The 13,788-nt window shown below is 36.5% G+C and carries 12 protein-coding genes; all 12 read left to right on the top strand.

Translation table 11 applies throughout. The features are described from left to right. The first annotated feature begins 67 nt into the window (after positions 1–67). The 12 genes from PY093_RS00230 (at position 68) to PY093_RS00175 (ending at position 13,708) form a co-directional block, all read left to right on the top strand. Positions 68–826, top strand: a complete 759-nt coding sequence (locus tag PY093_RS00230) for a ClpP family protease (protein ID WP_275643842.1) — start codon at positions 68–70, stop codon at positions 824–826. Then, the gene (locus tag PY093_RS00225; RefSeq protein ID WP_275643841.1) at positions 823–1,041 is read left to right on the top strand and encodes a YlzJ-like family protein; all 219 of its coding nucleotides are present in this window, start codon (positions 823–825) and stop codon (positions 1,039–1,041) included. The genes PY093_RS00230 and PY093_RS00225 overlap by 4 nt, the downstream gene beginning before the upstream one ends. Before the next feature lie 186 nt (positions 1,042–1,227). Next, on the top strand, positions 1,228–3,549 hold the full coding sequence (locus tag PY093_RS00220; protein ID WP_275643840.1) for a DNA translocase FtsK: 2,322 nt from the start codon (positions 1,228–1,230) through the stop codon (positions 3,547–3,549). Between the two features lie 353 nt (positions 3,550–3,902). Beyond that, positions 3,903–4,628, top strand: coding sequence for a GntR family transcriptional regulator (locus PY093_RS00215; RefSeq protein ID WP_275643839.1), 726 nt, complete (start codon positions 3,903–3,905; stop codon positions 4,626–4,628). A 101-nt stretch (positions 4,629–4,729) separates the two neighbouring features. Continuing rightward, entirely contained in the window at positions 4,730–5,818 is a 1,089-nt protein-coding gene (locus PY093_RS00210; protein WP_275643838.1) for a BMP family lipoprotein, read from the top strand. Positions 5,819–6,022: 204 nt separating this feature from the next. Further along, positions 6,023–7,549: an ABC transporter ATP-binding protein gene (locus PY093_RS00205; RefSeq protein WP_275643837.1), complete on the top strand. Its 1,527-nt coding sequence runs from the start codon at positions 6,023–6,025 to the stop codon at positions 7,547–7,549. Further along, on the top strand, positions 7,549–8,607 hold the full coding sequence (locus tag PY093_RS00200; RefSeq protein ID WP_275643836.1) for an ABC transporter permease: 1,059 nt from the start codon (positions 7,549–7,551) through the stop codon (positions 8,605–8,607). The genes PY093_RS00205 and PY093_RS00200 overlap by 1 nt, the downstream gene beginning before the upstream one ends. A gap of 3 nt (positions 8,608–8,610) precedes the next feature. Further along, positions 8,611–9,570, top strand: a complete 960-nt coding sequence (locus PY093_RS00195) for an ABC transporter permease (protein ID WP_275643835.1) — start codon at positions 8,611–8,613, stop codon at positions 9,568–9,570. Between the two features lie 279 nt (positions 9,571–9,849). Next, positions 9,850–11,130 (top strand): EF-P 5-aminopentanol modification-associated protein YfmF, encoded by a 1,281-nt coding sequence (gene yfmF, locus PY093_RS00190; RefSeq protein WP_275643834.1) that lies wholly within the window; start codon positions 9,850–9,852, stop codon positions 11,128–11,130. Then, entirely contained in the window at positions 11,130–12,419 is a 1,290-nt protein-coding gene (gene yfmH / locus PY093_RS00185) for an EF-P 5-aminopentanol modification-associated protein YfmH (protein ID WP_275643833.1), read from the top strand. The genes yfmF and yfmH overlap by 1 nt, the downstream gene beginning before the upstream one ends. A gap of 215 nt (positions 12,420–12,634) precedes the next feature. Continuing rightward, entirely contained in the window at positions 12,635–13,363 is a 729-nt protein-coding gene (gene ymfI / locus PY093_RS00180) for an elongation factor P 5-aminopentanone reductase (RefSeq protein WP_275643832.1), read from the top strand. Between the two features lie 84 nt (positions 13,364–13,447). Continuing rightward, on the top strand, positions 13,448–13,708 hold the full coding sequence (locus tag PY093_RS00175; protein WP_275643831.1) for a DUF3243 domain-containing protein: 261 nt from the start codon (positions 13,448–13,450) through the stop codon (positions 13,706–13,708). Positions 13,709–13,788: the final 80 nt, after the last annotated feature.

Here is a 13,788-nt window from a genome sequence, read left to right as displayed (position 1 = left end):
TCATAATCGAATGAAAAATGACAACTCGTTCATACTAAAGGATAACTTGGGTTGAAAGGAGATTATTATGAGTAACGATTACATACATTCATCAGAACAACCAGGTGAGGAACCAGATAAAAATAGTGAGACTAAAGGCTCGAGTCTCGTTGATAAAATACAACAATTAGGACAAACGAATGTTCCACAATTGGGGCTAGATTCAAAAATTCATTGTTTAACCATAATAGGCCAAATTGAAGGTCACATGCAGTTACCGCCTCAGAATAAGACAACAAAATATGAGCATGTGATTCCACAGATTGTCGCAATTGAACAAAATCCAAAAATTGAGGGGTTACTAGTCGTACTAAATACAGTAGGTGGGGATGTTGAGGCAGGACTTGCTATATCTGAAATGCTTGCGTCTATATCCAAACCAACTGTTTCACTCGTATTAGGCGGAGGTCACTCTATTGGTGTACCTATAGCTGTTTCTTGTGATCACTCTTTTATCGCAGAAACGGCGACGATGACCATACACCCGGTACGCTTAACAGGGCTAGTAATCGGGGTCCCTCAAACCTTTGAATATTTAGATAAAATGCAGGAACGAGTTGTGAATTTCGTAATGAAAAACTCTAATATTTCCGAAGAAAAATTTAAAGAATTGATGTTTTCAAAAGGTAACCTAACAAGAGATATCGGTACAAATGTAGTTGGAGCAGATGCTGTTAAATATGGGTTGATTGACGAAGTTGGTGGGGTCGGACAAGCAATTAAAAAGTTACATGAGCTAATGGAGGAACGGAATATTCACGGAGAAAGTGAGCGGTTGTTGCAATGATTTTATATACAATGATGCCGGAAGAATTAATTTTCCCAACAGCTGAAACTGATTTCAGTAAGCAGAAAATTGTCGAAATGAATGGTGTTTCACTACTCGTTAATGAGACGTCGCAGAATCAATATGTAATTTTAAGAGTACTAAGTAGTGATCCACAGCATTTTCTAGATGATCAATATTCACCTGGGCAAAAAGTTACAATGTCAGTAAACTAGTATAATCCCCCAATTAACTCTTAACTTACTGGTAACATTAGTATCTGATTATGTGTTATAATTTAATTATGATTGTTTATTTAGCAGCCGTCTAATGGCTGCTTTTCTTCATACATAGGAAGGTAAGTTTTAATATTTTATAAAAACGTAATTATTACTGTTATATGTTGAATGGGGTGTCTATATATGACAAAACAAAAAAAACGGTCTAAGAAAAAGGCCGAATGGAAAAAAACGTTCCAATTTGAATTACTAGGATTATTATTTTTAGCACTAACATTTATTGGGATAGCGAAACTAGGTGTTGTTGGGAATGCTCTAGTGTCATTGTTCCGGTTTTTTGTCGGAGAATGGTACATGCTCTGTTTATTAGGCTTATTAATTTTATCATTTTATATCATATGGAAGAGATCTTGGCCTGATTTTTTTACTAGACCATTAATCGGTACATACTTAATAACATTATCTATTCTTTTATTAAGCCATGTTACTTTATTTAAACTTTTGTCCAATGAAGGTACTTTTACTGAACCAAGTGTTATTGTTAATACTTGGGAGCTTTATTGGCTTGAAAGAAATGGTGAGATTAGTACGACTGACTTAGGTGGTGGCCTAATAGGCGCGATACTCTTTGCAGCCTCTTATTTTCTTTTTGATGAGCCAGGAACGAATATTATTGCTATTTTTCTCATTATTAGTGGTGTTATATTACTAACTGGTAAGTCTCTAAATGACACAGTCTTAAAACTATTTGCTCCAGTATTTTTATTTATAAAAAAGCAGTGGCTTGCCTTTATTGAGGATCTCAAAGAATGGGGCAACAATCTTAAGAATAGACCAACTCGTGTTAAAAAGCCTAGCAAATCTAAAGCTGTAAAGCCTGAAGATGAACATCCTGAAAGTGATTTGGAAGAAATAGATGTTAATGATGAGCAAGAGGAAGCTATGCAACCGATAATTTCTAATTTTGCTGATCGGGCATATGAATCTGCTCCCGCCATTCAACAAAAGACTCCATCTGAAAAAATCGGAGCTCCAGATGACAAAGTACCACCGATTACATTCACAGAGGTAGAAAATGTTGATTATGAATTACCACCCGTTCATTTATTAAAGGCACCAAAACCAACTGATCAAAGCTCAGAGCATGAAAGTATATATGCCAATGCGAGAAAGCTAGAGCGTACTTTCCTAAGCTTTGGTGTTAAAGCAAAAGTGACAAAAGTTCACTTAGGACCTGCAGTTACTAAATATGAAGTATACCCAGATGTGGGTGTTAAGGTAAGTAAAATAGTTAATCTAAATGACGACCTTGCACTGGCTTTAGCAGCCAAGGACATTCGAATTGAGGCGCCCATTCCAGGAAAATCTGCAGTTGGAATAGAGGTGCCGAATTCAGAGGTTGCAATGGTTTCACTGCGCGAGGTGCTTGAGGCAAAAGAAAATGATAGGCCTGATGCAAAGCTTTTAATAGGTTTAGGTAGAGATATCTCTGGTGATGCTGTTTTAGCTGAGATGAATAAAATGCCACATTTGCTTGTTGCAGGTGCAACCGGTAGCGGGAAAAGTGTATGTATTAATGGTATTATTACGAGTATCTTAATGAGGGCAAAACCCCATGAAGTGAAAATGATGATGATAGATCCCAAAATGGTTGAGTTAAATGTATATAACGGGATACCACATTTACTTGCACCGGTTGTAACTGATCCGAAAAAAGCATCCCAGGCTTTGAAAAAAGTTGTAAACGAGATGGAACGTAGGTATGAGCTTTTTTCACATACCGGAACAAGGAACATTGAAGGCTATAATGATTATATAAAAAGGCATAATGATCATGAAGAAGGGCAACAACCCTCACTTCCTTATATTGTAGTTATTGTGGACGAGCTGGCTGATTTAATGATGGTTGCATCCTCAGATGTAGAGGATTCGATCACAAGACTTGCCCAGATGGCGCGAGCAGCTGGGATTCATTTAATCATTGCAACTCAAAGACCGTCAGTTGATGTTATTACAGGTGTTATTAAAGCTAATATCCCTTCAAGAATAGCATTTAGTGTTTCTTCACAAACAGATTCACGTACAATTCTTGATATGGGAGGAGCAGAAAAACTTCTAGGACGAGGTGATATGCTTTTTTTACCGGTTGGGGCTTCTAAGCCTGTACGAGTACAAGGTGCATTTCTTTCAGATGAAGAGGTGGAGGACGTCGTAGACTTTGTCATTTCTCAGCAAAAAGCTCAGTATCAACAAGAGATGATTCCACAAGAATCAACTGAAACGATTGAAGAGGTAAATGATGATCTCTACGATGATGCAGTCCAGTTAATTATAGAAATGCAAACGGCTTCTGTATCAATGTTGCAAAGACGCTTTCGGATCGGCTATACAAGGGCAGCAAGACTAATAGATGCAATGGAGGCTAGGGGTGTAGTTGGTCCGTATGAAGGTAGTAAGCCTCGGACTGTTTTAGTTAGCGTTCAAAATGAAGATATCGGAAGTTAAAAGATAGATTATAAAGTAAGGGGCCTGTCTCTTACTTTTTTTCTATACTCCCGGAGTGTCCTTTGGGTATCGGTCAATCACTTTTAGTATAAGGATCTTAAGATGAATTTTACAGGTATTTATCTTGAAAATCTTCAACATTCGACAAATTATACTTTTGTTATTTAGTAAAAAATGCTATAGTATTTTCGATTGATGTTATATTTGTCAAACATCAGAGGTCTGAAGTCTGATTTGATATTCAATATTTTACTAATAATTGATCCGGATAAGATTTACATAAATTCAAAGGATAAGAAAAAACGAAGTTATCCTGTATTGTATGTAGTCTTTCTATGGAGGTATAAAGAAAATTGTCCATAAAATTAGATAATCGCCACTTGTATTTACAGGTCATCGATAAAATTAAGAAAGACATTGAAGTAGGGTTCTATAAAGAAAAAGAAAAGCTTCCTTCCGAATTCTTACTAGCTCAAAATTTAGGTGTAAGTCGTGCAACGCTTAGGGAGGCTCTCCGAATACTAGAGGAAGAAAACGTTGTCATTAGACGCCATGGTGTTGGAACCTTTGTAAATGCTAGACCATTATTTTCTGCAGGAATCGAGCAGCTTTCAAGTGTTACCGAGATGATTGTTCAAGCAGGAATGAAACCTGGCACAGTCTTTCTTGGATCAACCATTCAAGGGACGACAGATGAGGACGTTAAAAAGTTTGACCTTATTGAAAATGAGGAATTAGTACTGATAGAAAGGGTTAGAACGGCTAATGGTGATCCAGTGGTTTACTGTGTAGATAAAATACCACTCAATATCTTACCTACAGGTTTTGAACATGATCAGGAATCATTATTTGATGCTTTTATTAAAAAGGCTGGTAGGAACATTTCTTATGCTGTGACCCATATTGAACCAATTGGCTATCATGAAAAAATTTCACCAATACTTGAGTGTGAACCGGAAATTGCGTTGTTGTTGTTAAAACAGATGCACTTTGACTTGAATGAAAATGCAGTTCTTTATTCGATGAATTACTTTAAGGCAGATAAATTTGATTTTCATGTTTTACGAAAGAGAAGCTAATAATTTGCAAGTTTGTTGTGCAATTTAAGGAGGTGAGAGGGTTCTTATCCGTTTTTTTATCATATCTTACAAATCAATATTTTAATTAGGGGGTTCATATCATGAAGAAAAGAAAATTTGGAATGGCTCTATCTTTCGTACTAGCAGCTAGCACAATCCTTGGAGCGTGTGGTGCAAACGAGGAACAAAATGCAGGCGAAGGAACGACAGTAGAAGCTGTAGATTTTAAAGCGGGTCTTGTTACTGATACTGGTGGTGTTGATGATAAATCATTCAACCAATCTGCTTGGGAAGGTTTAACTCAATTCGGTAATGAATTTGGATTAACAGAAGGCGAAGAATACCGTTACTTACAATCAGAAAAGGAAGCGGATTACATTCCGAACTTAGGTAAGTTTGCAGATGGTGGCTATGATGTAACATTTGCTGCTGGTTTCTTGTTAGAAGACGCTGTACAAACAGCTGCTGAGCAAAATACTAGTGCGAATTTCGTGTTAATTGACAGCCTATTAGCTGATGAAAATTGGAACACAGTTTGGTTGGATAATGTTGCTAACGTAACATTTGAAGAGCATGAAGGATCATTTCTAGTTGGCGTTGCGGCAGCGCTACATACTAAAACAAATAAAGTTGGATTTGTTGGTGGAGTAGATTCTCCTTTAATTAAGAAATTTGAGAATGGCTTTAAAGCAGGTGTTAAAGCTGTTAATCCATCTATTGAAGTTATTCCTCAATATGCGGGTGACTTTAACAAACCTGAAATTGGTACAAGTATTGCTTCTACAATGTATACACAAGGCGCTGATATTATTTACCACGCTGCAGGTGGTACGGGTAATGGTGTTTTCACTGAAGCTAAAAACCGTAAGAATAATGGTGAAGATGTTTGGGTAATCGGTGTTGACCGTGATCAACACGAAGAAGGTATGCCTGAAAACGTAACGTTAACTTCAATGATTAAACGTGTTGACGTTTCTGTATACGAAATTGCTAAACAAGCTATGGAAGGTAATTTCCCAGGTGGAAAAGAAACTGTATTCGGACTTGAAGAAAATGGTGTAGGAATTTCTCCTACTACAGAAAATTTAAGTGAAGATACACTAAAACAAATTGACGAGTACAAAGAAAAAATCCTAAGTGGTGAAATTACTGTTCCAAGAACTGATGAAGAATTTGCATCGTTTCAATAAGTAAAGTAAAAGCGCAATTTGAATCTCTTTTATATTTTGAAAGTAAAGGCTAGTGGAAAACTACTAGCCTTTACTTTCCTTATTAACCAAGTTTACTTTTTACTCATGTAAGATTTTATGTCGATAGAAATTAAGCTTGATGTTTAACAAATCTTTTGCTTTTTTGATTTTTACCTTTTAGGATTTTTAGGAGTGATACATGTGGTGGAATATGTTATCGAAATGAATAACATTCGCAAAGAATTTCCTGGCATTGTAGCAAACGATAATATTACTTTACAAGTGAAAAAAGGAGAGATTCATGCTCTTCTTGGAGAAAATGGTGCAGGGAAATCGACATTAATGAATGTGCTTTTTGGTTTATACCAACCAGAACAGGGTGAAATAAAAGTTAAAGGTCAGCCTGTTAAAATAACTGACCCTAATGTTGCAAATCGTCTTGGAATTGGAATGGTACATCAACATTTTATGTTAGTACATAACTTTACAGTTACTGAAAATATCATTTTAGGTAGTGAACCGACTAAGGGTGGTAAAATTAACATTGATCAAGCTGCAAAAGATATAGAGGAACTTTCGAGTCGCTATGGATTATCCGTTAACCCACATGCAAAAATAGAAGATATTTCGGTAGGGATGCAACAACGTGTTGAAATTTTAAAAACGCTATATAGAGGTGCAGAAATTTTGATTTTTGATGAACCTACTGCTGCACTTACTCCTCAAGAAATTAAAGAACTTATCCAGATTATGAAAAGATTGATTGAAGAAGGAAAATCTATTATTTTAATTACCCATAAATTAAAAGAAATTATGGAAGTATGTGACCGCTGTACTGTCATCCGAAAAGGAAAAGGGATCGGAACTGTTAATGTGTCAGAATCAAATCCAGATGAGCTAGCTGCGTTAATGGTAGGGCGAGAAGTTCATTTTGAAGTAGGAAAAACGGAAGCAACTCCCAAAGAAGTTGTTTTAGAAATAGATAATTTAATTGTGCATGATGCAAGAAATATTCCTAGTGTAAATGGCCTTGGTTTATCTATCAAAGCTGGTGAAATTTTAGGTATTGCCGGTGTAGATGGGAATGGACAAACTGAGTTAATCGAAGCGATAACAGGCTTACGAAAGGTGAAGTCTGGAACTATTCTTTTAAATGGTAAGGAAATCACTAATTTACCGGCGCGAAAAATCACGGAGTCGGGCATAGGTCATATTCCACAGGATAGGCATAAGCATGGCTTAGTACTCGATTTTACGATAGGAGAAAATATCGTTTTACAAACTTATTATCAAAAGCCCCATTCTAACTCAGGTATCTTAAACTATAGTAGTATTTATAAAAAAGCTAAGGGGCTAATTAAAGAGTATGATGTAAGAACACCTTCTGAATATACTCAAGCACGTGCACTATCTGGTGGTAATCAGCAAAAAGCAATAATTGCTCGGGAGGTAGACCGAAGTCCAGATTTATTAATTGCAGCACAACCTACACGTGGTCTTGACGTTGGAGCAATAGAGTTCATTCATTCAAAGCTTATTGAAGAACGAGACAAAGATAGAGCCGTGTTATTAATATCGTTAGAGCTTGAAGAGGTTATGAATGTAAGCGATCGTATTGCTGTAATATATGAGGGGAAAATAGTTGATATTGTTAATCCTAAAGAAACAAATGAACAAGAGCTGGGCTTACTAATGGCTGGTGGTAAGAGAGAAAGAGAAGGTGTTTCATAATGCAAAAGCTCTTAAAAAATGAGAAACTATTTAGTGTAACGGTACCTATTCTAGCTGCAATTTTAGGTATGTTAGTTGGAGCTATCATTATGCTACTAGGTAATTATGATCCAGTAGCAGGTTTTAGTGCCCTCTTTGACGGCATGTTCGGAAGCCCTAAGGCTTTTGGAGAGACGATTCGTGCAGCATCACCATTAATATTAGCTGGTATTGCAGTTGCTTTTGCATTTAGAACAGGTCTATTTAATATTGGTGTAGAAGGACAATTATTAGTAGGGTGGTTAGCGTCAGTATGGGTAGGATATGCTTTTAATTTACCTGCGATCATCCATGTACCTTTAGCAATAGTAGCGGCGGCAATTGCCGGTGGAATTTGGGGAATGATTCCAGGATTCTTAAAAGCAAGGTTCAAAGTCCATGAAGTTATCGTAACAATCATGTTAAACTATGTAGCCCTGCATGTTACTGCAAATTTGATTAAAACCTATCTTTATGCAGGAAATGAGAAATCATATAAGGTTCAGGAAAGCGCCACGTTATCGTCTCAATTTTTAGCAACTTTAACTGAAAATTCCCGATTACATTGGGGGATCGTTGTTGCACTGATCGCAGCTATGATCATGTGGTTTATTTTAGAAAAAACCTCGAGAGGATTTGAACTAAGATCTGTTGGTTTTAACCAACATGCTTCCATGTATGCTGGTATGAATGTTCCAAAAAATATTGTACTGTCAATGTCTATTTCAGGTGCTTTTGCTGGAGTGGCAGGGGCAATGGAAGGGCTCGGTACCTTCCAAAACATGACAGTATTATCTGCATTTACTGGGACAGGATTTGACGGAATTGCTGTGGCTTTACTTGGAGCAAATAATCCAATCGGGATCGTTTTAGCTGCCATTCTTTTTGGCGGACTCAATACCGCAGCTCCTCAAATGAATTTTGATGCGAATGTTCCTTCGGAATTAGTAGAGATTATTATAGCCTTAATTATTTTCTTTGTGGCTTCAAGTTATATAATACGCATAGTCCTTTCACACTTTAGTAAGGAGGGGAAATAATCAATGACTTTTCTAGATATTTTAATTATTATTATTCCTGCTGCATTGTACACGGCAGCCCCTCTTGTTTTTACAGCGTTAGGTGGAGTGTTTAGTGAACGTTCAGGTGTAGTAAACATTGGGCTTGAAGGTTTAATGCTATTTGGAGCATTTGCTGGGGTACTTACAACTCTGCTTATCCAGGATACTGTCGGTGCTGCTTCTCCTTGGATAGCGATACTTGTTGCAGCAATTGCCTCTGGGATATTCTCATTATTGCATGCTGTTGCGAGTATAACTTTCAAAGCAGACCAAGTTGTTAGTGGTGTTGCGCTTAACTTCTTAGCTGCTGGATTGTCAGTGTTTTTAATCAAAAAGATTTTTAATAAAGGACAAACTGATTTTGTTGACTTTCGAATAAATAAAGAGGATGTACCGTTCTTATCCGATATACCAGTGATTGGTGACATCTTTTTTTCTAGAATTCCTTATACCTCCTATCTTGCAATAGTGATAGCGGTCATATTATGGTATGTCCTATTTAAAACACCATTTGGATTAAGGCTTCGTTCAGTAGGTGAACACCCAATGGCGGCTGACACTATGGGTATTAATGTTAATAGAATGAGGTATATTGCAGTAATGATGTCAGGTGTTTTAGCAGGAATTGGTGGTTCAGTCTATGCACTGTCAATTTCAGGTAACTTTACTGGCGGTACAATATCTGGGCAAGGATTCCTTGCACTTGCCGCGATGATTTTTGGTAAGTGGCATCCCCTTGGAGCATTGGGTGCGGCGCTATTTTTCGGTTTTGCTCAATCATTAAGCATAACCGGAGCACAAATCCCTTTTTTAAAAGAGATACCATCTGTATATTTAATCATTGCACCATACGTCTTGACGATCTTAGCATTAACAGGCTTTGTCGGTCGTGCCGAGGCACCAAAAGCTTCAGGTGTACCTTATGAAAAAGGTAAACGTTAAGAAAACAGCAATAAAATGTGAGAGAGATAATCATTTTATTGGTGGTTAAGTATAAAAGGATCTTGCTTACTACAGCGGGGTTCTTTTTTTCGATATTTATAGTATAAATGTTAAAGCTTTCGTTTTTTATAACGATAAATTCTCCTCCTCTTGCTTACCAAAATGCCCCATTACTTGATAATTTTAACGATTTAAGGTTATATTGAATAAAAGATTAAATAAGTTAAATTAAACCGACACTAAAAACATTCCATAATACTCAATTAAGGAGGAGATACAATGAATCTGTTACAAGAGACTATAAACAGTGTGAATGGCCTAACATTACATACTGTTGAAACAGACAAGTATAAAACCAATACCATCGTCCTTAAATTAAAAGCACCATTAGATGCAGAACATGTAACGCTAAGAGCATTGTTACCTTATGTTTTGCAAAGTGAAACAAATGAATATCCATCTTCTACAAAGTTACGAAGTTATTTAGATGAACTTTATGGGGCAACCCTACATGTTGATTTGTCTAAAAAAGGTGAACATCATATTATTACATTTCGGGTTGAGGTAGTTAATGAGAAATTTTTGACAGACCAAACTCCGCTACTTAACAAGGCACTTGAATTGTTAGGGAATATTGTATTTTCTCCTATTGTTGAAAATGGTGCATTTAACTCGTCAACAGTTGATAAGGAAAAGCGGACTCTTAAGCAAAGAATCCAAGCAGTCTACGATGATAAGATGAGATATTCAAGCCTGCGGCTAGTACAGGAAATGTGTAAAAATGAGCCTTATCAACTTCATGTAAATGGACGTATTGAAGATATTGAGGAAATTACACCACATTCTTTATATGACTATTATCAGCAGATCTTAAAAGATGATCAAGCAGACCTATATATTGTTGGTAATATCAATACTTCAGAGGCGATAAATGTTGTTGAGAAATACTTTCCGTTTTCTAGTCGTGCTGCGATTGATGAAAAAAGACCAGCAACAAAAAAAATCGAAAAAGTAAACGAAGTGATCGACCAGGAAGATGTAAAACAGGGTAAGTTGAATATCGGTTACCGTACAAACACTGTTTTTGGTGATAAGGATTACGATGCATTACAAGTATTTAATGGTGTATTTGGAGGATTTTCACATTCGAAATTGTTCATTAATGTCCGAGAAAAAGAAAGTTTAGCCTATTATGCGGCAAGCCGTGTAGAAAGTCATAAAGGTCTTTTAATGGTAATGTCAGGGATTGAATTTGACAAGTACCAAAAAGCAGTAAGAATCATTAGCGAACAAATGGAAGCGATGAAAAAAGGTGATTTTACGGATCAAGAGTTATCTCAAACGAAAGCTGTGATTAAAAATCAATTGTTAGAAACGATTGATACTGCACGTGGAAGCATAGAAGTACTATACCAAAACGCAACTGCTGGGAAAAATAGATCAATAAATGAATGGATAGAAGGTATTGATGGAGTATCAAAAGCTGAGGTAATTGCTGTTGCAAATAAAATAGAGCTAGACACTATTTACTTCCTCAAAGGATCGGAGGTAGCAGAGTAATGGAGAAAATTGCATTTGATCAACTACAGGAAGAGTTATTTCATGAAAAATTACCTAACGGATTAGAGGTTTATGTTTTACCAAAAAAGGGATTTAATAAAACCTATGCTACGTTTACTACCAAATATGGGTCAATTGACAATAAATTTATACCACTTGATAAAAATGAAATGGTTACAGTTCCAGATGGTATTGCTCATTTCTTAGAGCATAAATTATTTGAAAAAGAAGATGGAGATGTCTTTCAGGATTTTAGTAAACAAGGAGCATCAGCTAATGCCTTCACTTCTTTTACTAGAACAGCCTATTTATTTTCAAGTACATCCAATGTAGAGAAAAATCTCGAAACATTAATTGATTTCGTACAAAGTCCATATTTTACAGAGAAAACGGTTGAAAAAGAAAAAGGGATCATTGGTCAGGAAATTACCATGTATGATGACAATCCTGATTGGAGATTGTATTTTGGTGTGATTCAAAACATGTTTAAAAATCATCCCGTTAAAATTGATATTGCCGGTACGATAGAGTCGATAGCAAAAATCACAAAAGATATGCTTTACGAGTGCTATGAAACATTTTATCACCCAAGTAACATGTTGCTTTTTGTCGTTGGACCAGTAGACCCTACTTCTATACTTGATCAGATCAGGTCAAATCAAGCGAAGAAGGATTATAAGGATCAATCAGAAATCAAGAGACACTTTGATAATGAGCCTGCAGAGGTAGCACAGAAGAAGCAGATTTTAGAAATGAATGTTCAATCCTCTAAGTGCTTAGTTGGAGTAAAGGCAATCGATGCTAATCGTTTTGGACAGGAACTATTAAGACAAGAACTTACTTTAAACATAATTCTTGATTTACTTTTTGGTAAAAGTTCAGCACAATATGAAAGCTTATATAACGATGGTTTAATTGATGAAACATTCTCCTTTGATTATACTGAAGAAAGTGGCTTCGGTTTTGCAATTGTTGGTGGAGATACAAGTGAACCTGATTTATTAGCAGACCGCATTAAAACAGTATTGCTTGATTCGAAAGAGGCGTCATTTACCCAAGAACAGTTAGACCGCGTGAAGAAGAAAAAAATCGGTGGGTTCTTACGTTCACTTAATTCACCAGAATTTATTGCTAACCAATTTACTAGATATGCCTTTAACGATATGAATTTATTTGACGTAGTATCCACGATGGAAAAAATAACGGTTGAAGATATTAAACAAAGCACAAAATCTTTCTTTAAAGATGAATGTTTTACAGTGTGTCAAGTCGTTCCAAAACAAAAATGAGTGTAGGCATCCTTCCTAATGTGGAGGGTGCTTTTTTAAAACGTAAGAAAGTATAAAAGTTTGTACCTAGTTTTAATGTCTAGCTCCGGGCGCCATCGACTCTATGGTATAAGCCAATCCGTCTAGAAGGTCAAAGAACAACCTTCCAGACGGCTCGTCTTATGCTTGTCGCCGAAAGGCGGGCGCCCTGTGCTTTTCTTAAGGATGTGAATATATTGGTCCAAAAAGTGGCATTGGTAACAGGGGCTAGTGGTGGAATTGGCCAGGCTATTGCTAAAACATTAGCGAACAGAGGATACTACCTCTATCTCCATTATCATCAGAACGAATTAAGAATGAAAGAACTAGTAAAGGAATGTAAACAAATTGGAGTAGATTTTAAAGTGATTAAGGCTGATTTGTCTGTCCCAAATGGAGTTGCTGTATTAATAAAGCAGCTTGAACGGGAAGTAGATGCTATTGTTTACACATCTGGAGTTAGTCATTATGGAGTTATTACCGAGACAACTGAACAAACTGTTGAGGAACTTGTTCAAATACACTTGAAAAGTCCATTTATGTTATCCCAATCCTTGCTGCCTACTATGATTTCCAAAAAGAACGGTAGTATTGTGTTTATCTCTTCTATTTGGGGTTTAACAGGTGGTTCATGTGAAGTTTTGTACTCGATGGTAAAAGGTGGCCAAAATTCATTTGTTAAAGCCCTTGCTAAAGAAGTTGCTCTAAGTGGAATAAGGGTGAATGCTGTTGCCCCAGGTGCGATAAATACTCCAATGATGGCTGATTTTTCGGAAGAGGAAATACGCCATTTACGTGATGATATTCCAATGGGGCGAATCGGGGATCCTAATGAAGTTGCAGAAGCAGTTTCATTTTTGTTATCAAGCAACGCTTCTTATATTACAGGTCAGATCTTGTCGGTTAATGGTGGCTGGTATTGCTAAAAAGACCCTTTTAATTTTTTTGTGAATAAAACTTTGTGGGGAAGACAAACTATACAATGTACAAACCTAATAGGAGGGGTTAACATGTCTGTATTAGACAACTTTGAACAGTGGAAAGATTTCTTAGGTGATCGTTTGAATAGTGCGCAAAATGAAGGCATGAATCAAAATGTTATTTCTGACATGGCTTTTCAGGTTGGGGATTATCTTGCTAAACAAGTTGAACCTAAAAATGCGCAAGAAAAAGTCCTTGCTGATCTTTGGAGTGTAGCTTCACCAGAGGAGCAGCACGCTATTGCAAACATGATGGTAAAGTTAGTTGAAAATGATGGTAATTCACAGTAAAGAGAGGGAGATCCTCTCTTTGTATCTATTTTGAACTCGGCTTATCTTGCTGAGTTTTTTTGTGTTTTTAGAAAGTGAAA

Source organism: Cytobacillus sp. S13-E01 (assembly GCF_029193815.1).
Classification (GTDB): domain Bacteria; phylum Bacillota; class Bacilli; order Bacillales; family Bacillaceae_L; genus Bacillus_BV.
The sequence above is the reverse complement of the archived record's forward strand: the minus strand, read 5'-3'. Positions and strand labels throughout refer to the sequence as shown.

What these genes read in the sequence shown, in the direction of transcription:
- PY093_RS00230 (WP_275643842.1), top strand. Translation starts at nt 68, where the DNA reads ATGAGTAACGATTACATACATTCATCAGAACAACCAGGTGAGGAACCA.
- PY093_RS00225 (WP_275643841.1), top strand. Translation starts at nt 823, where the DNA reads ATGATTTTATATACAATGATGCCGGAAGAATTAATTTTCCCAACAGCT.
- PY093_RS00220 (WP_275643840.1), top strand. Translation starts at nt 1,228, where the DNA reads ATGACAAAACAAAAAAAACGGTCTAAGAAAAAGGCCGAATGGAAAAAA.
- PY093_RS00210 (WP_275643838.1), top strand. Translation starts at nt 4,730, where the DNA reads ATGAAGAAAAGAAAATTTGGAATGGCTCTATCTTTCGTACTAGCAGCT.
- PY093_RS00200 (WP_275643836.1), top strand. Translation starts at nt 7,549, where the DNA reads ATGCAAAAGCTCTTAAAAAATGAGAAACTATTTAGTGTAACGGTACCT.
- PY093_RS00195 (WP_275643835.1), top strand. Translation starts at nt 8,611, where the DNA reads ATGACTTTTCTAGATATTTTAATTATTATTATTCCTGCTGCATTGTAC.
- yfmF (WP_275643834.1), top strand. Translation starts at nt 9,850, where the DNA reads ATGAATCTGTTACAAGAGACTATAAACAGTGTGAATGGCCTAACATTA.
- yfmH (WP_275643833.1), top strand. Translation starts at nt 11,130, where the DNA reads ATGGAGAAAATTGCATTTGATCAACTACAGGAAGAGTTATTTCATGAA.
- PY093_RS00175 (WP_275643831.1), top strand. Translation starts at nt 13,448, where the DNA reads ATGTCTGTATTAGACAACTTTGAACAGTGGAAAGATTTCTTAGGTGAT.